Genomic DNA, 18,392 nt, shown 5'->3' with positions numbered 1-18,392 from the left:
CCTGTCTCGCTGTCCTCCGTCGTCATCCCTGCGGAAGCAGGGATCCTCGCAGCCGCGCCATCGGCAGCCTAGCGCGACCGACAACCCGGCCGCATGGATCCCGGCTCGGGGGCCGGGATGACGGCGAGCTAGGCACGCGGGGGTAGCCCCGAACTCAGGCGTTGCGCCGCCCCCCGCCCTACGCCCCCACCGCCTCGCCCGGCGCGGCCTGCCTTGCGCCGGTGCGGTTGCCCCGGATCAGGTCGGACGCCTTCTCGCCGATCATCACCGTCGGCGCGTTGGTGTTGGAGGAGACGAGGCGCGGCATGATCGAGCTGTCGCAGACGCGCAGCCCCTCGATGCCGCGCACGCGCAGTTGCGGATCGACGACGGCGTCCTCGCCGTGCCCCATCCGGCAGGTGCCAACCGGGTGATAGGCGGTGCGCGCCGCCGATCGGGCGAAGGCCTGGTATTCGGCGAGGCTGCGCACGCCCTTGCCGGGAATATGCTCGGCCGCGATGAACGGCCGGAACGCCTCCTGCGCCATGATCTCCTGGCTGATCTTCACGCCATCGACGGCGCGGTCGAGGTCGTAGGGATCGGCGAAGGCGTTGGTGTCGATGCGCGGCGCGGCGGCCGGGTCGGCCGAGCGGAGCGTCACCGAACCGCGCGAGCGCGGCCGCAGGTGGTAGGAATTCAGCGTGCAGCCATTGCCGCCCGGCACCGAGCCGACGCCCTTCTCGACGCCGGCGCCGGGCAGGAAATGGAACTGCAGGTCCGGCGTCTTCTCCGCCTTGTCGCCCCACCAGAACGCGCCGCCCTCGACGATGTTCGACGCCACCGGTCCCTTGCCGAGCGCGAGATATTCGAGCCCCGCCATCAGCTTCCAGTGCGGCTTCTTGTACTTATCGAAGCTGTGCGGCCCGTTCAGCTGGTAGACGATGTCGATATTGGTGTGGTCCTGCAGGTTCTGCCCGACGCCCGGCAGGTCATGCACGACCGCGATGCCATGCCCGGCGAGAGGCGCCGCCGGACCGATGCCGGAGAGCATCAAGAGCTTGGGCGAGCCGATCGCGCCGGCGGCGACGATCACCTCGCGGTCGGCGCGCAGTATCTCGCTGCGGCCGTCGGTGGCGATCTCGACGCCGACGGCGCGGCCCGCCTCGACCACGATCCGCCGCACCAGCACGTCGGTGCGCACGGCGAGATTGGGCCGGCCAAGCGCCGGCTTCAGATAGCCGACCGCCGTGCTGCAGCGCCGGCCGTTTCGCGTCGTCGTCTGGTAGAAGCCGGTGCCGGCCTGGTGATCGCCGTTGAAATCCGGATTGAACGGCAGCCCGGCCTCCTGCGCCGCCTGTACAAAGACGCGGGTCAGCGGATGCGGATGGCCGCTGCTGGCGCCGAGCGGGCCGCCATGGCCATGGAAGGGACCGGCGAAGGTGTCGTTATCCTCGGAGCGGCGGAACAGCGGCAGCACCTCGCGGAACGACCAGCCGTCGCAGCCCTCCTCCTCGGCCCAGGCGTCATAATCCTCCGGACAGCCCCGGGTGAAGACCTGCGCGTTGATCGAGCTGCCGCCGCCGAGCACACGCCCCTGCGGATAGGGGATGGTGCGGCCGTCGATGGCGCGGCCGGGTTCCGTCTCGTAGCCCCAGGAAAGCGGACCGGCGGAAATCTTGAAGAAGCCGACGGGCATATGGATGTAGCGGTCGGTATCGCGCGGACCGGCCTCGATGAGCAGCACCGAGACATCGGCATCCTCGCTCAACCGGGCGGCCATGACGCAGCCGGCGGAGCCGCCGCCGACGATGATGTAGTCCGGCATTCCGTTCCTCCGATCGGTTCCGGCGCGCCGGCAGTCTCCCCCCGCCGCCGCGCCGATCCCGCGAAGCGTAGAGCGTTTTCAGGCCGGGTGGAAAGCGGTTCGCGGCAAGAAAGCGCTATCGGTCAGGACGACGCCCTGCGACACGCGGCGCATCTCCCTTGCCGGTCGAAGGCCGCCCCCTATGTGGCCTCATGCCAGCGCCCCGTCAGCGCCGAGCCAGATGCCGTTTGTCTGCCTTCCGGACCGATCCCACGCACGCAACAGCACGGGAGCGCTTGAATGACGGAGTGGATGCGACGCCGAAACGCCGGCCTCAGATGGGTTGCCCTGGCGGGTGTCGCGTTGACCCTGAGCGGCTGCATCGGCGTGTTGAACCCGAAGGGGCCGGTCGGCCATGCCGAGAAGCTGATCCTGGTCAATTCGGTGGCGATCATGCTGACGATCGTCATCCCGACCATCCTCGTCACGCTGGGCGTAGCCTGGTGGTTCCGCGCCTCCAACACGCGGGCGAAATACCAGCCGGAGTTCGTCTATTCCGGCCAGGTCGAGCTGATCGTCTGGGCCATTCCAATCCTCGTCATCGTGCTGCTCGGCGGCATCGCCTGGATCGGCTCGCATGACCTCGACCCGCCGAAGCCGCTGGTCGCCGACGTCAAGCCGCTCGAGGTGCAGGTCGTCTCGCTCGACTGGAAATGGCTGTTCATCTACCCCGAGCAGAACATCGCCACGATCAACCAGCTGGTCATCCCGGCCGCGACGCCGGTGCATTTCGAGCTCACCTCGTCCTCGGTGATGAACGCGTTCTTCGTGCCGCAGCTCGGCGGCATGATCTACACGATGAACGGCATGCGGACGAACCTGAACCTGCTGGCGAACGAGCCCGGCGAGTTCCACGGCCTGTCGTCCAACTATAGCGGCAACGGCTTTTCCGGCATGCACTTCACTGTCCGCGCCATCCCGGCGGCGGATTTCGCGAGCTGGACGCAGACGGCGCAGCAATCGACCAAAGTGCTCGACGACGCGGCCTATATCGCGCTGTCGCATCCGACCCAGAACGTGCCGCCGACGATCTACAAGCTCGGTTCGCCGGAGCTTTTCCGGTCGATCCTGACGCAGAAGCTCCCCCCGGGCCCCGGACCCGCCACCGGTCCGATGCACGCCGCGCCCGCCGGCGCCGAAGCGCCAAAAGTCGAAATGCCCGCCACGCCGGGAATGCCGGATGCCGAAGCGCCGCACTCCATGATGCCGGCGTCCCTATCGTCGAAGCAGGAGGGATAGGATGCTCGGCAAGCTCACCTGGGCCGCGATCCCCTTCGACCAGCCGATCCCGCTGCTCGCCTCCGCCCTGGTGATCGTGGTGGCGTTCGCCGTGCTCGTCTGGGTCGTGGCCAAGGGCCATGTGCCCTATCTCTGGCGCGAATGGATCACCTCCGTCGATCACAAGCGGATCGGTGTCATGTACACGCTGATGGCGATGGTGATGCTGCTGCGCGGCTTCGTCGACGCGCTGATGATGCGGACGCAGCAGGCCGTGGCGTTCCAGTCGCAGGGCTACCTGCCGCCCGAGCACTACAACCAAATCTTCTCCGCCCACGGCACGATCATGATCTTTTTCGTGGCGATGCCGTTCGTCATCGGGCTGATGAACGTCGTCATCCCGCTGCAGCTCGGCGTGCGCGACGTCGCCTTCCCGACGCTGAACTCCGTCAGCTTCTGGCTCGCCGCCTCGGGCATGCTGCTGATCAACGTCTCGCTCGTCGTCGGCGAATTCTCGCAAGCCGGCTGGCTCGCCTATCCGCCGCTGTCGGAGCTGCAATATTCGCCCGGCGTCGGCGTCGACTACTACATCTGGGCGCTGCAGATATCCGGCGCCGGCACGCTGATGACCGGCATAAACCTGGTCACGACCATCCTGAAGATGCGCGCGCCCGGCATGAGCTATCTGCGCATGCCGATGTTCTGCTGGACCTCGCTCGCCTCCAACCTGCTGATCGTCGCCGCCTTTCCCGTGCTGACCGCCACGCTCGCGATGCTGGCGCTCGACCGCTACCTCGGCTTCCACTTCTTCACCAATGAAGCCGGCGGCAACATGATGATGTATGTAAACCTGATCTGGATCTGGGGCCATCCGGAAGTCTACATCCTCGTCCTGCCGGTCTTCGGCATCTTCTCGGAAGTGATCTCGACCTTCTCCAGCAAGCCGCTGTTCGGCTACCGCTCGATGGTGCTGGCGACGATGTCGATCTGCGTGCTCTCCTTCCTGGTCTGGCTGCATCACTTCTTCACCATGGGCGCCGGCGCCAACGTCAACGCGGTGTTCGGCATCGCCACGATGATCATCGCCGTGCCGACCGGGGTGAAGGTGTTCAACTGGCTCTTCACCATGTATGGCGGCCGCGTCCGCTTCACCTCGCCGGTGCTGTGGACGGTCGGCTTCATGGTGACCTTCGTCATCGGCGGCATGACCGGCGTGCTGATGGCGGTGCCGCCGGCCGATTTCCTCGTCCACAACAGCCTGTTCCTGGTCGCCCACTTCCACAACGTGATCATCGGCGGCGTGCTGTTCGGCGCCTTCGCCGGCTATACCTACTGGTTCCCCAAGGCCTTCGGCTTCACTCTCGACGAGAGGCTCGGCAAGCTCGCCTTCTGGCTCTGGATCGTCGGCTTCTACCTCGCCTTCATGCCGCTCTACGTCGTCGGCCTGCTCGGCATGACGCGGCGCATGCAGCATTACGACGTGCCGGAATGGCGGCCCTGGCTTCTGCTCGCCGCCGTCGGCGCGCTGTTCATCCTCGCCGGCATCGTCGCCCAGGCGGCGCAGCTCTTTGTCAGCATCCGCGATCGCAACCGGCTGCGCGACGTGTTCGGCGATCCGTGGGACGGCCGCTCGCTGGAATGGGCCACCACCTCGCCGCCGCCGGCCTTCAATTTCGCCGTGCTGCCGAATGTCGAGGACGAGGAGCCCTATTGGGGAATCAAGCAGCGGGCGCTCGCCGAACAGCGACTGGTCCAGGAGCCGGATTACGAGGCGATCGAGATGCCGCGCAATTCGCCGACCGGCGTCGTCACCGCCTTCTTCACGACGATCATGGGCTTCGCGCTGATCTGGCACATCTGGTGGATGGTGCTGCTCGGCCTGGTCGGCGCCTTCGCCACTTTCGTCGTCTTCGCCTGGCGCGATGTCGATGAATACGAGATCCCGGCCGAGGAGGTGGCTCGCCTCGACCGCGAGCGGCGGCGCCAGCGCGAGGAAGCGCTCGCAACCCTGAGGCAACCGGCATGAGCGACGTCGCGGTCAGCCCCGGCACGGACCCCTACCGGGTCGGACATCACCCCCACGCTCCCGGCCACGGCCATGGTCATGGTCACGGCCACCATGGCGACGACGCCACCGGCCATGGCGAGGGCGGTCCGGCCTCGAAGCGAGTCGTCGTCGCCTATGGCTTCTGGATCTTCCTGCTCAGCGACATCGTCATGTTCTCGGCCTTCTTCGCGACCTACGCGGTGCTGGTCGACGCGACGGCCGGCGGCCCGACGGGACACGAGCTGTTCGGGCTGACGCGCGTGGCGATCGAGACGGCGGCGCTGCTGACGTCGAGCTTCGCCTGCGGCCTCGCCATGATCGCCAGCCAGGTCCGCAACCATCTCTGGACCCAGATCGGCCTCTTGGCCACCGGCCTGCTCGGCCTGGTCTTCCTCGTGCTCGAAGTGCAGGAATTCGCGCTCATGATCGCCGAAGGCGCCGGCCCGACGCGCAGCGCCTTCCTCTCCGCCTTCTTCGCCCTGGTCGGGCTGCACGGCCTGCATGTCTTTTCCGGCCTGCTCTGGCTCGGCACGATGATGGCGCAGGTGGCGGTCAAGGGCTTCCATCCCCGCATCCTGCGCCGGCTGATGTGCTTCAGCCTGTTCTGGCACGCCCTCGACATCATCTGGGTCGCGCTGTTCACCGTGGTCTACCTGATCGGAACGACGTCATGACCGCACATCCCGACCAGCACGACGTCGCCCCCGGCGAGGAACAGATCTCGGAAACGATCGCGAGCGGCGTGCGCGGCTATCTCGTCGGCTTTATCCTCGCCGTGCTCCTGACCGCCATCTCCTTCTACGTCGCCAAATCCGACCTGCTCTGGGGACCCGGCATCGCCATGGGCCTCGTCGTGCTGGCGATCGCCCAGATGGGCGTCCACCTCGTGTTCTTCCTGCACATCACGACCTCGCCGGACAGCACCAACAACGTGCTGGCGCTGGCCTTCGGCGTGCTGATCGTCTTCCTGGTGCTGGCCGGTTCGCTCTGGATCATGGCGAACCTCAACCACAACCTGATGCCGGCCCAGATGATGGAGCAGATGCAGAACATGTGAGGGCCGCGCCGGAGCGGCCGCGCGCCCGCGGACCCTAGCCGGCCTCGCGCTCCAGGATCAGCCGACCTTCGGTGTCGGTCGCGACCCGCAGGCCGTCATAGCTGCCAACGCCCGGATGAACCGTCGCCGCCGGCGCCGTATGCGTCGCCTGGATGACCAGCACGCTGGCCCCGGCCCGCTCGCCCGCCTCGATGCCGGCCGGCGCGTCCTCGAACACCAGGCAATCCGACGCCGCGACGCCGAGCCGGCTGGCGGCGAGCAGGTAGCAATCCGGTTCGGGCTTGCCGATCGTCACATCGTCTGCCGTCACGAACACGGCCGGCGGCGTCAGCCCGGCCGCCTCCAGCCGGCGGATGGCGAGCAGGCGCGGCGCCGAGGTGACGACGGCCCAGCGATCCGGCGGCAGCGCCGAGAGGAAGCCCGCCGCGCCGCCTATCTCGCGCACGCCGTCGACGTCGTCGATCTCGGCCTGCAGGATCGCCTCGGCTTCCGCCTCGACATCGATCCCGGGCAGACCAAGCTGGCGCACCGTGTCGATGGCGCGCTTGCCATGCAGCGTTGGCAGGAAGGCCTCGACGTCGAGCCCCTGCCGGCGCGCCCAGTCCGACCAGACGCGCTCGGCCGCCTCGATCGAGGTCAGCAACGTCCCGTCCATGTCGAACAGGAACGCGGCAAAGGATCGTCCGCCGAACAGCGCATCAGTCGTCATCGAAACCCTCATGATGAAATACGGCGGCGCGGCCGAGCGCGGCACCGGGACCCGTCGCAGCGACCCTTAACCGCGCCGCGCGCCGCTGTCAGCCCCACAAGCGGAAATTGCGCTCGCCCGAGGCAGCGCGCCCGCCCCCGGCCCCGAAGGGACCTCCGGGCGACGTTACGGAAGTTTCGATCGCGGTCTCTCTTGAGAGCGCCGCGAAATTGGATAAGGATTGGCTTTCGGACGGCCCCGAACCTGCGGCCCGGCAACCGCCGGCCATATTTCGGTGCGCTGCGCAAGGGTCACATCGTCCGATCGAGATTCGGACTGGGAGGCATGCATGTCTTCGTTCCCGACTCACCCGGCCGCACCGCATATCCTGCCGATATTCATCACCGAGCCCGGCCAGCCGGACTATTTCCTGATCGGCTGCGCGATCTTCCTGGTCGTGCTGCTGTTCGCCCTCGGCACCCTCTATTTCCGGCTGCACGCGCTGCCGGAGCACATCGCGCATGGCAATGCCGGGAAGCTCCAGTTCGAGGTGGTGGCGGTGCTTGCCCTGCTCGGGCTGTTTACCCACAACACGACGTTCTGGGTGGCAGCCCTGCTGCTGGCGCTGATTCCGATCCCGGACCTGTACACGCCATTCGCCGGCATGGCGAATTCGCTCTCCCACATCGCCGGCTGGCGCCGCAGGAATGCCCCGCCCGACGCGCCGCCGCCTCCCGCCGCCGGCGCGGTCTCGGCCAGTCCGGCGCCGGAACCGCCGCCCCCGGCCAGGGGACCGGAAGCCCCCGCGGCAGCGGCGATCGAAACGGACGGGAACGCAGGTCCGGACAAGGGACGCGAAACATGATCGAGCTGCTTCTCTGCTCGCTGGTCACGATCCTTCCCGACTATCTCTTTCGCCGCTTCGTCCAGGGCAAGCGGCTCGGCCGGGAGATCACGCTCTATTCGATCTGGTTCGAGCTTCGATACGGCATCACGGCCTGCGTCTTCCTGACCATCGCCCTGTTCACGATGATCCTCTACTTCCACCCCTCGGCGACCAACGCCATCTCGTTCTATCGGACGGTCCCGATCCTGCCCGAGGGATCGGGCCGGGTGGAAAAGGTGCTGGTCTCGGTCCAGGACACCGTCAAGGCAGGCGAGCCGATCTTCCTGCTCGACAGCACCAAGCAGACGGCGGCGCTGGAGACGGCGCAACGCCGGCTCGCCGAGGTCGACGCGGCGATCACGCTGGCCAAATCCCAGCTGGTGGTCCAGGACGCGCAGATCCAGGAAGCGCAGAGCGCCTATCAGCAGGCCCTCGACGAACTGGAGACGAAAACGACGCTGCTGTCGCGCGGCTCTCCCTCGGTGGCGCCGCGCGAAGTGGAGCGGCTGCAGAACATCGCCAATGGTCGCCAGGCCGCGGTGGCCGCGGCGGTCGCCAGCAAGCAGACGACCGAGACGCAGATCGCCTCGGTCCTGCCGGCGCAGCAGGAGAGCGCCAGGGCCCAGGCCGCCGAGGCCCAGGTCGATCTCGACAAGACGACAGTCCGGGCCGGCGTCGACGGCCGGCTGGAGCAGTTCACCCTTCGCAAGGGCGACATCGTCAACCCGCTGATGCGCCCCGCCGGCGTCCTCATCCCGTCGGAGGCCGGCCAATGGGGGCTGATCGCCGGCTTCAACCAGCTGGAGGCCCAGGTCATCCGCCGCGGCATGCTGGCGGAAGCCTCCTGCGTCACCAATCCGCTGAAGATCATTCCGATGGTGGTGTCGAACGTCCAGGGCCTGATCGCCTCGGGCCAGATCCGGGCATCCGACCAGTTGATCGACGTCCAGCAGGTCGCGCAGCCGGGGACGATCACCGCCTATCTCGAACCCCTCTACGAGAGCGGCTTCGAGGGCATTCCGCCGGGCAGCACCTGCCTCGTCAACGCCTATACCGACAATCACGACCGGCTGGCCGAGAAGGACGTCGGCACGTTCGAATCGATCGCCCTGCATGTCGTCGACACGGTCGGCGTGGTCCACGCCATCGTGCTGCGGATCCAGGCCCTGGTGCTGCCCTTCAAAACGCTGGTGTTCTCCGGCGGTCATTGAAGCGCGCCCCCCTTCGTCCGGTGGCGAACGTCCTCCGTCGCCGCCGATTGACCGCACCCTGTCCGGGCGGATAACCAAGGCTGCATGACTTTATCTCGAGCAGGGAAAGACGTCGCATGACTGGCAATACTTGGCAGGCGGATCCGCTGACCTGGGGCACGGGCCCGCGCGTGCTGGAGGTCTTCCTCGAGCCGACCTGTCCCTATTCGATGCGGGCCTTCGGCAAGCTCGACGCGCTGCTGGAGCAGGCCGGCGCCGACCGCATCACCATCAAGATCCGCCTGCAGTCGCAGCCCTGGCACCTCTATTCCGGCGTGATCACCCGCGCCATCGTCGCGGCGTCGACGCTTGCGGGCGGCAAGGAGACGGCGAAGAAGGTCATGGCCGCCGTCGGCGCGCATCGCGAGGAGTTCGAGTTCGACCATCATTGCGGCGGCCCGAACCTCGACACAACGCCGAACCAGATCCTGGAGCGGATGGAAGCCTATAGCGGCGTGCCCCTCAAGGCTGCCTTCGCCATTACCGACCTCGACCGCGAGGTGAAGTGGCACTGCAAATATGCCCGCCAGAACGGCATTCACGTCTCGCCGACCTTCCTGATCGACGGGCTGGTGCAGGCGGACATGAGCAGCGGTGACGAGGTCTCCGCCTGGGTGCGCAAGCTGGTCGGCTGAGTCGTTCGGACAGGCACGGGCGGAACCTCGCCCGAACCTGCGCTGGTGGTGCTAGTAGACCTGCGCCGTCGGGCGGAACAGGATCTCGTTGATGTCGACGTCGTCGGGCTGGCTCATCGCGAACAGGACCGCCCGACCGAAAGAATCGGCGGGGATCGCCAGCTCGTAGGTCTTGTCCATCCCCGCCTTCACCTGCGGATCAGTGATGGTATGGGTCAGCTCGGTCGCCACCGCGCCGGGCGAGATGATCGTCGTGCGGATGTTGTAGGGCTTCACTTCCTGGCGCAGCCCCTCCGAAATCACCCGCACGGCATGCTTGGTGGCGGAATAGACGGCGCCGCCCGGCCCGACCTTGTGGCCGGCGACCGACGCCACGTTGATGACGTGGCCGCTCTTCTGCGCCTGCATGTAGGGCAGCGCCGCCGCGATGCCGTAGAGCACGCCCTTGATGTTGACGTCGATCATCCGGTCCCATTCGTCGACCTTCAGCCGCTCCAGCAGCGAGCTCGGCATCAGGCCGGCGTTGTTGATGATGACGTCGATCCGGCCGTGCAGCGCCACCGCGTGATCGACCAGGCGCTTGACCTGGTCGCGGTCGGTGACGTCGGTTTCCAATGCGGCCTTCTCGCCAATGCCGAGTTCGCTGGCGAGCGCCCGCATCCGGTCGACACGGCGCGCGCCGAGCGTGAGCTTGGCGCCATGGCTGGCAAGCTGGCGGGCAGCGGCCTCGCCGAGGCCGCTGCTGGCGCCGGTGATCACGACGACCTTGTTGGCGATGTTCTGGGTCATGGCGTTCCTCCCGGACGAAAGGCGTTCAGCCGCCGTATTGCGTATCGGTGACCGGCTCCATCCAGTCGACGACCTTGCCGTCGAGCACCTCCTGGATGGCGATATGCGTCATTCCGGTGGTCGCCGCCGCGCCGTGCCAGTGCTTTTCGCCGGGCGGGAACCAGACGACGTCGCCCGGCAGGATGGTCTCGACCGGGCCGCCGAGGCGCTGGGCCAGGCCGCGTCCCGAGGTGACGATCAGGGTCTGCCCCAGCGGATGCGTGTGCCAGACGGTCCGCGCCCCGGGCTCGAAGGTGACATGCGCCCCCTGCACGCGCGCCGGATCGAAGCCGTTGAACAACGGGTCGACCCGCACGCTGCCCGTGAACCAATCCGCCGGTCCCTTGCCGGAGGGCTGGGAGCCGGATCGTCTGATTTCCATGGTCGTTCCTCTCGACGGATGACGGTGAGGGAAAACCTAAGGCGCCACCCGGCGGCTGGCTAGGTATGACCCGCACGCCATCGTGAGAGGCGATGGATCCGCCCCCCGCGTCGGCTATGGGTGCTTGTGGATCGGGTCGACCCAGTAGACCGCCTCGGGCTTCTCGACGGGGTCGACCGTATCGATGTTCACCACCACCGCCTCATTGTCCGAGCGCACCAGCACGCATTGCAGCGGCTCGGTCGGGTCGGCGTTGATTTCCTGGTGCGGGACGAAGGGCGGCACGAAGATGAAATCGCCCGCCTCCGCCTCGGCGACATATTCGAGCCGATCGCCCCAGCGCATGCGCGCCCGGCCGCTGACGACATAGATCACGCTTTCGAGCTCGCCGTGATGGTGGACGCCGGTCTTGGCGTTCGGCTCGATGCGCACCGTCCCGGCCCAGATCTTCTGCGCGCCGACGCGGGCCTGGTTGATCGCCGCCTGCCGCAGCATGCCGGGCGTCTGGGCGGTGTTGGCATCGAGCTTGTCGCCCTTGATCACGCGCACGCCGTCATGCTTCCAGCGCCCGGAGCCATGGTCGTGATCGGGATGGGCGTCATGGTCGTGCGTGTGACCGTGGCTGTCGTGGCTCATGGTGGGTCCTTTCGAACAGGGTCCCGCAAGCGGGAAAGGGATAGCGGCGGCCGCGTGGCGTGCCCGACGGCCGGTGGCCGATCACGCCAGGTGTTTTCCGCGGAAATAGATCAGCGGATCGCCGTTCCCGCGGGTGAGCCAGTCGACTACCCGGCCGAAGACGACCGTCGTGTTCTCGCGCTCGACCACGTCGGTCACGGCGCAATCGAAGACGCCGAGCGCCGTCTTCAGCACCGGCGCGCCGGTGCCGAGGGTGGACCAGTCCGGCGAGGCGAAGCGGGCCGCCCGGTCGCTCTGCCGATCGGCGAAGAGCTCGGCCAGCGGCTGATGCTCGCGGGCTAGGTAGTGAACCGCGAAATGGCGCCGTTCCAAAATGGGCGCACGCGCCGCCGTCTTGTGGTCGAGCGAGACGAGCAGGGTCGGCGGCGAGGCCGAGACATGCGCGGCCGAAAGGCCAATGAAGCCGATCGGCCCCTCGCTGCCTGTCGTCGTCACCAGCGTCATGCCGATGGCGCGCTCGCCGAGCACCTTCCAGAACGTGCCGGGATCGATCGCGGCCTGCCCGGTCATGCGCCGGATCCCGGGCGAGGCTGGCGGAAGGGTTCGGACATGGCTTGGGTCTCCCTGAAGTTCGGTGCCGGGTCCCGGCGGCGGCGGGTCCGCGCAGTGCAGCGCGGCAGCGGTTCCAATGCAAGGCCGGCGCGGCGAAGCCCGACGGCCCTGCCCCCTTCAGCCGACGGCGGCGAGGCGCGGCAGCAGGTTGGTCTTGGCGAAATGGATCGACATGTATTCCTCCAGGATCGAGGTGAAGCGCTTGACCGGCGGCGACGGGCTCGCCGTGGTGTGGATCCGGAGGCGGGTGCGGCCGAGATCGGGCAGCGACGGATGGCGCAGGATCCTCAGATGTGGCGGAATGCCCTCCGGCGTGCGAATGGTGACGCCGAGGCCGGCGGTCACCGCGCCCCAGAGGCCGGAGAGGCTGGTGCTGGTGAAGGCCAGGCGCCATGGCCGGCCGGCGGCGTCGAGCGCCGACATGCCGGCGGAGCGGAACATGCAGGGCGCGCCCATCATCACCAGCGGCAGCGGATCGGCCGCGTCGGGATCAAAACCTTCCGGCCCCACCCAGACGATCGGAAACTCGGCGAGGCTCCGCCCCGGCCGGTTGGGTTCGGCCTGGGTGTCGCCCCAGAGCAGGACGAGATCGATCTGGCCGGCGCCGAGATCCTCCAGCAGCGTCGCGCCGCGATCGACCCGCGCCTCGACCAGCACGTTCGGATGCACCCGCGCAAAGCGGCCGAGCACGCCGGGCAGCCAGGTCTCGGCGAAATCGGGCGGCATGCCGATCGAGATCCGGCCGGACATGTCGGAGCGATCGACGGCGCTGATCGCCTCGTCATTGAGCTCGAGGATGCGCTGGGCATAGCGGAACAGCGTCTCGCCGACCTCGGTCAGCTGCAGGCCGCGGCCGTTCTTGCGGAATACCTCGCAATTCGCCTGCTGTTCCAGCTTGCGCATCTGCAGGCTGACCGCCGATTGAGACCGGCCGATGCGCTGCGCCGCCTGGGCGAAGCTGTTCAGCTGGATGCCGAGCACGAAGCTGCGCAGCACATCCATGTCGAGATTGGGCGGCAGGCGCATGGGTCATCCCTGTCGAACGGAAGAAGCGGCGAGCGTTCCCAAAGGAACTACCCGGCGCCGTGGTCGCCGGCGGGCCCCGGCTGGACGATCGGCCCCAAGGACGAGATCTCGCCCCGATCGTTGAGCCGCGCCAATAGACGAGAGATCCTGATTGAGGTCAATTTTGTTAATTGACACGATCCTATGAGAATTTATCAAGAATAGCCGATGTAACGGAAGAATTACCAAATGATCGCGGGACCGGGACATAGTTTTCCAGCGAACCGGGCGCGAACGACTACGGACGACTGCTGAAAAATCGTCGTGCCGGACCGGAACGCCCCGTTCTGAAACGCGGCAGGGCGCTTCCCGTTTCGCGCGAAACGACGAAGCGCCCTGGCAAGGATCCGTTTCGGCGTCGGATCAGCCGCCGGCCAATGCCCGGTTGCGCCGCCGGCGCGCCACGATCTGGGTCAGAAGCACGGCGATCACCAGCGAGGCGCCGTAGAAGACGTCGTTGACCCAGCCGGTATAGCCGAGCAGCTGCAGGCCGGTGACGCCGGTGACGAGGAAATAGATCGCGACGAAGACACCCGGCACGTTGAAGCGGCCCGGCCGGATCACGGTGCTGCCGAGGAAGGCGCCGGCGAAGGCCGGCAGCAGGTAGCCGCTGGCGACGGCCGGCACCGAGGCGCCCGTGATGCCGACCAGCAGGATGCCGGCCAGCGCCGAGAACACCGCCGACCAGACCAGCGACGCGGCGCGAAGCCGGTCGACGCGAATGCCGGCGAGGCGCGCGACCTCGGCATTCTGCCCGGCGAAGACGAAGGCGCGGCCGAGCGGCGTGTGCTCCAGCACGTAGTAGAGCGCGATGCCGATCGCGAAGGTCGTGTAGATCGACAGCGGCAGGCCGAAGATCGGCGCGGAGGCGAGCGCGACGAAGCCGCCATCGACGCCGCCGCGCGGCGCCGAGCCGGCCCAGCCGGTCGAAAGGCCCATCAGCAGCGTGCCGGAGCCGAGCGTGGTGATGATCGACGGCACCCCGACCGCCACCGAGACGAAGGCGTTCAGCGCGCCGAAGGCGATCGCCGCCGCCAGCACGGCGACGAGCGTGATGCCGATCGGCCAGCCGAAATCGGTGTTGAGCGTCACGGTCGCCGTGCCGGCCACCGCCACGACATTCGCGACCGAAAGATCGAACTCGCCCCCGAGCAGCGCCACCACCACGGCGAGGGTGACGATGATCTGCGTCGCCTGCGAGCCGAGGATGATCTGGAAGGTCGAGAGGCGGAAGAAGGACGGAACGAACAGGCTGAACACGAGGATCAGCAGCAGCCAGACATAGACGAGGCCGTAGCGCTCGAAATCGAGCAGGCCGCGCGCGAAGGCGAAGGTGCCGCCGGTGGGGCGGCCGATGGCGATGGTATCGTCGGTCATTGCGTACCTCCAGCTGCCCCGCCTGCGCCGTGGCCGCGGAAACTCAGATCGTTGATGGCGGTTTCGGAGAGCTGGTCGCCCTCCAGGATCCCGGCGACCGCACCGCGCCGGAGCACGAGCACGCGATGGCAGAGACGCGCCAGGTCCTCGCTCTCCGCGCTGGCGAGGATCACCGCGACGCCGGAGGCGGCGATCTCCTCGATCTTCCGGAAGATGTCCTGCTTGGAGCCGACATCGACGCCCTGCGTCGGCTCGTGCAGCACGAGCACGCCGGGCTTGGTCTGGATCCATTTGCCGAGCAGCAGCTTCTGCTGGTTGCCGCCGGAAAGCGTCCGGAGCGGCGCCTCGGGAATGGCGGGGCGGACCTGGAAGCTGCGCAGCAGTTCGGCGGTCGCGGCGCGCTCGGCGCCCCGCCGCATCAGCCCACGACGGAAATAGCGGCCGAGCACCGGCAGGCTGGCGTTTTCGCGCAGCGACAGCGCCTGCGCGCCGCTCGCCTTCTGGCGGTCGGCCGGCAAGAGCGCGATGCCGAGCCGGCGGGCGCGATCCGGCCGCAGGGCGGCGGCGTCCGTGCGGCCCGCCTCGGTGCGGATCGTGCCGGCGCGGGCCGGCGTGGCGCCGGAAAGCAGATAGGGCAGCGTCTCCCAGCCCGCGCCGGCCAGGCCCGAGACGCCGAGGATCTCGCCCTTCTTCAACGCGAACGAGACGTCCGCGACGCCACGGCCGGAAAGGCCGTCGACGGCGAGCGCCGGTTCCGCCTTCGCGGCGGCGAGCGCCGGATAGAAGGTGCGGACGTCCTCGCCGAGGATGTGGCGGACGAGCTCGTCCTCGGTGAGGTTGGCCGTGACGTCGTCATGCACGATGTTGCCGTCGCGCAGCACGGTGACGGTGTGGGTCAGGTCGAGGATCTCGTCGAGCCGGTGGCTGACATAGAGGATCGCCTGGCCGGAGGCGGCGAGGCCGCGGATCGCCTGGAACAGGCGGCCGACATCCTCCTGCGGCAGGAACGCCGTCGGCTCGTCGAGCACGAGCACGCCGCCCTGCGCCTCGGCGTCGATGAAGCCGCGCGCGATCGCGACGAAGGCGCGCTCGACCGGCGACAGGAGCCGCACCGGCCGGTCGAGCGGCGCGTCGAGCTCGAAGCGCGCCAGCACCCGGCGCACCCGCTCGCGCTCGCCGCGCCAGCCGATCGGCGCCACCCGTCCGCCGGCGAAGCGGCCGACCAGCACATTGTCGAGCACGCTCGCCTCGGGAACGAGGCCGAGATCCTGGTGGATGAAGGAAAGGCCGGCGGCGCGAAGCCGCTCCGGCCGGATCGGAAACGCGTAGCGCTGGCCGGCGATCTCCAGCACGGCGCCCGGCTGCGGGCGATGATAGCCGGACAGGATCTTGATCAGCGTCGACTTGCCGGAGCCGTTCTTGCCGACGAGGGCGCGGATCTCGCCGCGCCCGAGGCCGATCGCCGCATCGCGCAGCACCGTCACCCCGCCGAAGGCCATGGTCGCCCCGGCGAGGCGCAGCGCCGGCGTCCCGCCCGCGCCGTGGTCGACGGCAAGCCCGGCGACGGTCACTTCGCGCCCCAGAGCTCTTTGAACCGCGCGCCATAATCGACGCCATACCAGTCGGTGGCGACCTCCCTGGTGGCATCGATCGACTGCGTGTTCTCGTGATCGAAGACCTTGTAGCCGATCCGGTAGTCGTGGATCGCCGGCTGGCCGGACAGCACGCGCAGGACATTGTCGATGACGGCGTAGGAGAACCACTGGTTCGGTCCGCCGAGATCGATGGCGAGCTGCGTGCCGCCGCGCTTCAGGTTGCCGACCTGGGTCAGCACGGCATTGAAGCCGGCCGTCTTCACCTTGGCGCCGGAAGCGCCGGCCTGCGAAAGGCCGGTCTGGATAAACAGCGCGAAATCGTCGAAGGGCGGGATGATGTAGCCGATCGACGGATCGCGCAGCAGCGACGTGCCGGCCAGATTGGCGAGGTCGGTCTGCACCGACGGGCCGAGGCTGGTCGCCGCCTCCGAGATGGTGACGGGAACGCCGAGGCGCTTCGTCTCCGCGCGGAACCCGTCCAGCGTCCAGCCGGCGCTCGGCAGGCCGGTGATGTCGACCAGGAGGACGTGGCCCTTGCCGCCGGAATCGGCGACGAACCAGTCGGCCAGCAACCGGCCGGCCGCCGGGTAGTCATAGGAGATGTCGGCGACGTGGCCGTCGACGCGCGGCGGCGCGTCCGGGCCGAGCGGATGGCTGTTGATCGAGAAGACCGGGATGCCGGCCGCCTTCGCCTGCGCCACCTGCGCGGTGAAGGCGACGGCCGGATAGCCCGTGCCGAGCACGATGGCATCGGCCTTGGCGGCGATGGCGAGCTCGAAGCCGCGCACCTGCTCGGGCACCGAGCCGCCGCCGTCATAGAGGTGGAACTTCAGCCCCGCCTCGGCCGCGGCCGTCTCGCCCTGCAGCGCCCACTGCTTCAGGATGTTGGTCTTGTAGTCGGAGATCCACCAGACCGTCTTGCCGCGCGCCGGCGTGGCATCGAAGGCCGGCGGCGCCCAGAATTCAGGCGTGCCGCGATGCGCCTCGACGATCTTCGCCGCCTCGGCGGCCGCCTTGGCCGTGGCGGCGTCGTCGGCGCGCGCGCCCGCCGCCGCGCCGATAAGCAGCGCGGGCGCGACGATCGCGGCGGCGAGCCGCAGCAGCCGGGCGCGGGTGGAAGGAGACCGAGGCAAGGTCGCGGACATGATGCGGAGATCCGTGGTGCTGGAGGGAAGGGTCAGGCGGCGGAACGCAGGAGGCCGCGCTCGGCCAGAAGGGCATGCGCATCGCGGAGCGGCTGCGGATCGATCCAGTCGTCGAGATCGAAATCCGTGCGGATGAAGCCGTGGCTCAGCAGGAACTGCTTGCGCAGATGGATCAGGTCGCGAAGCTCGGGCGAGAGCGACGTCGCCAGCTGCTGTTCGAGCAGCGGATAGGTGGCGTCGGCGACCTCCTCCGGCACATTGGCCTCGAGCGCCGTGACGTGGATGACGTGCTCGCGCTCGCGTCGCGCCCGTTCCGCCGCCAGGATCGCCTGCGCGACGACGCGCGCCACCAGATCCGGCCGGTCGCGCACCAGCGCGGCGCTGACGGTGAAGGCCTGCGGGATGGCGTTGTTGTGCCGGACGCGCGGATCTGGATGGCTGTGGACGTCGTAGACGACATGCGCGCCGAGGAAGCGGCGGAGGTGGGTCGCGAACGAGCTTTCGGTGAAGATCGCGTCGACGCGGCCTTCCACCAGCGCGAACAGGTCGCCCGAGAGCGGTCCCCTGCCCCGCGCCGAGGCGAAGATCGAGCCGGTCAGCGCGGAACCGCCATTCGGGTCGATGTAGCCCTGGGCGATCGGCACGTCGACGAGCTCGACATCGTCGAGGCTCAGCCCCTCGCTCGCCAGCGCCACCTCATAGGTTCGGATCGCGCCGGCGCGCCAGAAATCGATCTGGTCGTTGACGCGGCGCGGCACGGAGAGCCGCTTGCCCTTGAGATCGGCGACCGTGCGGATGCCCGATTCCGGCAGCGTCAGGACCACATGCGGCGCGTCGATCAGCGCCAGCCCGATCAGCTTGGTGTCGGCGCCTTCCGAGCGCGCCCAGATCGGCGGGATGTTGCCGCCATAGCGGAACGAGTCCTCCAGGCTGTGATTGAAGTGCGATTGCAGCACGCTGCGATCGGCCACCTGCTGCAGCGAGGCTATGCGGATGCCGTCGGCGGCGAATTCCCGTTCAAGCGCGCCCGACTGGATCGCCAGGCTGAACGCGGTCGGAACCGGGCAGCGCGTGTACCAGATCGTATCGACCGCTCTGCCCGGCCTGATTTCCTTAGCCATGAAACCT

The 18,392-nt window shown here is 68.2% G+C and carries 18 protein-coding genes; 7 read left to right on the top strand and 11 right to left on the bottom strand.

The features are described 5' to 3' along the window. Nucleotides 1–178: 178 nt before the first annotated feature. A complete protein-coding gene (locus tag WFK98_RS22670; protein ID WP_336801884.1) occupies nt 179–1,804 on the bottom strand; it encodes a GMC family oxidoreductase in 1,626 nt (541 codons plus the stop codon). A 291-nt stretch (nt 1,805–2,095) separates the two neighbouring features. Here WFK98_RS22670 and cyoA point away from each other — a divergent pair, with 291 nt between their 5' ends. The 4 genes from cyoA to cyoD are packed head-to-tail and all read left to right on the top strand — an operon-like array spanning nt 2,096 to nt 6,165. Continuing rightward, a complete protein-coding gene (cyoA, locus tag WFK98_RS22665) occupies nt 2,096–3,082 on the top strand; it encodes a ubiquinol oxidase subunit II (protein ID WP_336801883.1) in 987 nt (328 codons plus the stop codon). A gap of 1 nt (nt 3,083) precedes the next feature. After that, a complete protein-coding gene (gene cyoB, locus WFK98_RS22660) occupies nt 3,084–5,087 on the top strand; it encodes a cytochrome o ubiquinol oxidase subunit I (protein WP_336801882.1) in 2,004 nt (667 codons plus the stop codon). Then, nucleotides 5,084–5,782 carry a cytochrome c oxidase subunit 3 gene (locus WFK98_RS22655; RefSeq protein WP_336801881.1) on the top strand — a complete coding sequence of 233 codons (699 nt, stop codon included), beginning with the start codon at nt 5,084–5,086 and terminating at the stop codon, nt 5,780–5,782. Before cyoB ends, WFK98_RS22655 begins: the two co-directional genes overlap by 4 nt. Next, nucleotides 5,779–6,165: a cytochrome o ubiquinol oxidase subunit IV gene (gene cyoD, locus WFK98_RS22650; RefSeq protein ID WP_266341068.1), complete on the top strand. Its 387-nt coding sequence runs from the start codon at nt 5,779–5,781 to the stop codon at nt 6,163–6,165. The genes WFK98_RS22655 and cyoD overlap by 4 nt, the downstream gene beginning before the upstream one ends. Before the next feature lie 34 nt (nt 6,166–6,199). On the opposite strand, the gene WFK98_RS22645 is transcribed toward cyoD, so the two are convergent. Next, on the bottom strand, nt 6,200–6,874 hold the full coding sequence (locus WFK98_RS22645) for an HAD-IA family hydrolase (RefSeq protein WP_336801880.1): 675 nt from the start codon (nt 6,872–6,874) through the stop codon (nt 6,200–6,202). 328 nt (nt 6,875–7,202) lie between these two features. Between WFK98_RS22645 and WFK98_RS22640 the strand changes: the two genes are divergently transcribed. The 3 genes from WFK98_RS22640 (at nt 7,203) to WFK98_RS22630 (ending at nt 9,624) form a co-directional block, all read left to right on the top strand. Continuing rightward, nucleotides 7,203–7,718, top strand: a complete 516-nt coding sequence (locus WFK98_RS22640) for a hypothetical protein (protein ID WP_336801879.1) — start codon at nt 7,203–7,205, stop codon at nt 7,716–7,718. Continuing rightward, nucleotides 7,715–8,950: an HlyD family secretion protein gene (locus WFK98_RS22635; RefSeq protein ID WP_266341071.1), complete on the top strand. Its 1,236-nt coding sequence runs from the start codon at nt 7,715–7,717 to the stop codon at nt 8,948–8,950. The genes WFK98_RS22640 and WFK98_RS22635 overlap by 4 nt, the downstream gene beginning before the upstream one ends. 116 nt (nt 8,951–9,066) lie before the next feature. Next, nucleotides 9,067–9,624, top strand: a complete 558-nt coding sequence (locus tag WFK98_RS22630; RefSeq protein WP_336801878.1) for a DsbA family protein — start codon at nt 9,067–9,069, stop codon at nt 9,622–9,624. A 51-nt stretch (nt 9,625–9,675) separates the two neighbouring features. Here the strand turns inward: WFK98_RS22630 and WFK98_RS22625 are convergent, their stop codons facing one another. The 9 genes from WFK98_RS22625 to WFK98_RS22585 all read right to left on the bottom strand — a co-directional run bounded on the left by WFK98_RS22625 (nt 9,676) and on the right by WFK98_RS22585 (nt 18,385). Next, the gene (locus WFK98_RS22625; protein ID WP_336801877.1) at nt 9,676–10,413 is read right to left on the bottom strand and encodes an SDR family oxidoreductase; all 738 of its coding nucleotides are present in this window, start codon (nt 10,411–10,413) and stop codon (nt 9,676–9,678) included. Between the two features lie 25 nt (nt 10,414–10,438). Next, complete coding sequence (locus WFK98_RS22620; RefSeq protein ID WP_266341074.1) at nt 10,439–10,834, bottom strand: (R)-mandelonitrile lyase; 396 nt, start codon at nt 10,832–10,834, stop codon at nt 10,439–10,441. A 114-nt stretch (nt 10,835–10,948) separates the two neighbouring features. Continuing rightward, complete coding sequence (locus WFK98_RS22615; RefSeq protein WP_336801876.1) at nt 10,949–11,470, bottom strand: cupin domain-containing protein; 522 nt, start codon at nt 11,468–11,470, stop codon at nt 10,949–10,951. An 81-nt stretch (nt 11,471–11,551) separates the two neighbouring features. Continuing rightward, nucleotides 11,552–12,040, bottom strand: a complete 489-nt coding sequence (locus WFK98_RS22610; protein WP_336801875.1) for a flavin reductase family protein — start codon at nt 12,038–12,040, stop codon at nt 11,552–11,554. A gap of 159 nt (nt 12,041–12,199) precedes the next feature. Then, nucleotides 12,200–13,108, bottom strand: a complete 909-nt coding sequence (locus WFK98_RS22605) for a LysR substrate-binding domain-containing protein (protein ID WP_336801874.1) — start codon at nt 13,106–13,108, stop codon at nt 12,200–12,202. Nucleotides 13,109–13,510: 402 nt separating this feature from the next. Then, entirely contained in the window at nt 13,511–14,524 is a 1,014-nt protein-coding gene (locus WFK98_RS22600; protein WP_336801873.1) for an ABC transporter permease, read from the bottom strand. Beyond that, nucleotides 14,521–16,095 (bottom strand): sugar ABC transporter ATP-binding protein, encoded by a 1,575-nt coding sequence (locus WFK98_RS22595; protein WP_336801872.1) that lies wholly within the window; start codon nt 16,093–16,095, stop codon nt 14,521–14,523. The genes WFK98_RS22600 and WFK98_RS22595 overlap by 4 nt, the downstream gene beginning before the upstream one ends. Then, nucleotides 16,092–17,264 (bottom strand): sugar ABC transporter substrate-binding protein, encoded by a 1,173-nt coding sequence (locus WFK98_RS22590; RefSeq protein WP_336801871.1) that lies wholly within the window; start codon nt 17,262–17,264, stop codon nt 16,092–16,094. The genes WFK98_RS22595 and WFK98_RS22590 overlap by 4 nt, the downstream gene beginning before the upstream one ends. Nucleotides 17,265–17,296: 32 nt before the next feature. Beyond that, entirely contained in the window at nt 17,297–18,385 is a 1,089-nt protein-coding gene (locus tag WFK98_RS22585; RefSeq protein ID WP_336801870.1) for an ABC transporter substrate-binding protein, read from the bottom strand. Between the last annotated feature and the right edge of the window lie 7 nt (nt 18,386–18,392).

The organism is Kaistia sp. MMO-174, from assembly GCF_037147815.1.
Classification (GTDB): domain Bacteria; phylum Pseudomonadota; class Alphaproteobacteria; order Rhizobiales; family Kaistiaceae; genus Kaistia; species Kaistia nematophila.
Note: the sequence above shows the minus strand (reverse complement) of the source record. Positions and strands in the feature narration are given on the sequence as shown.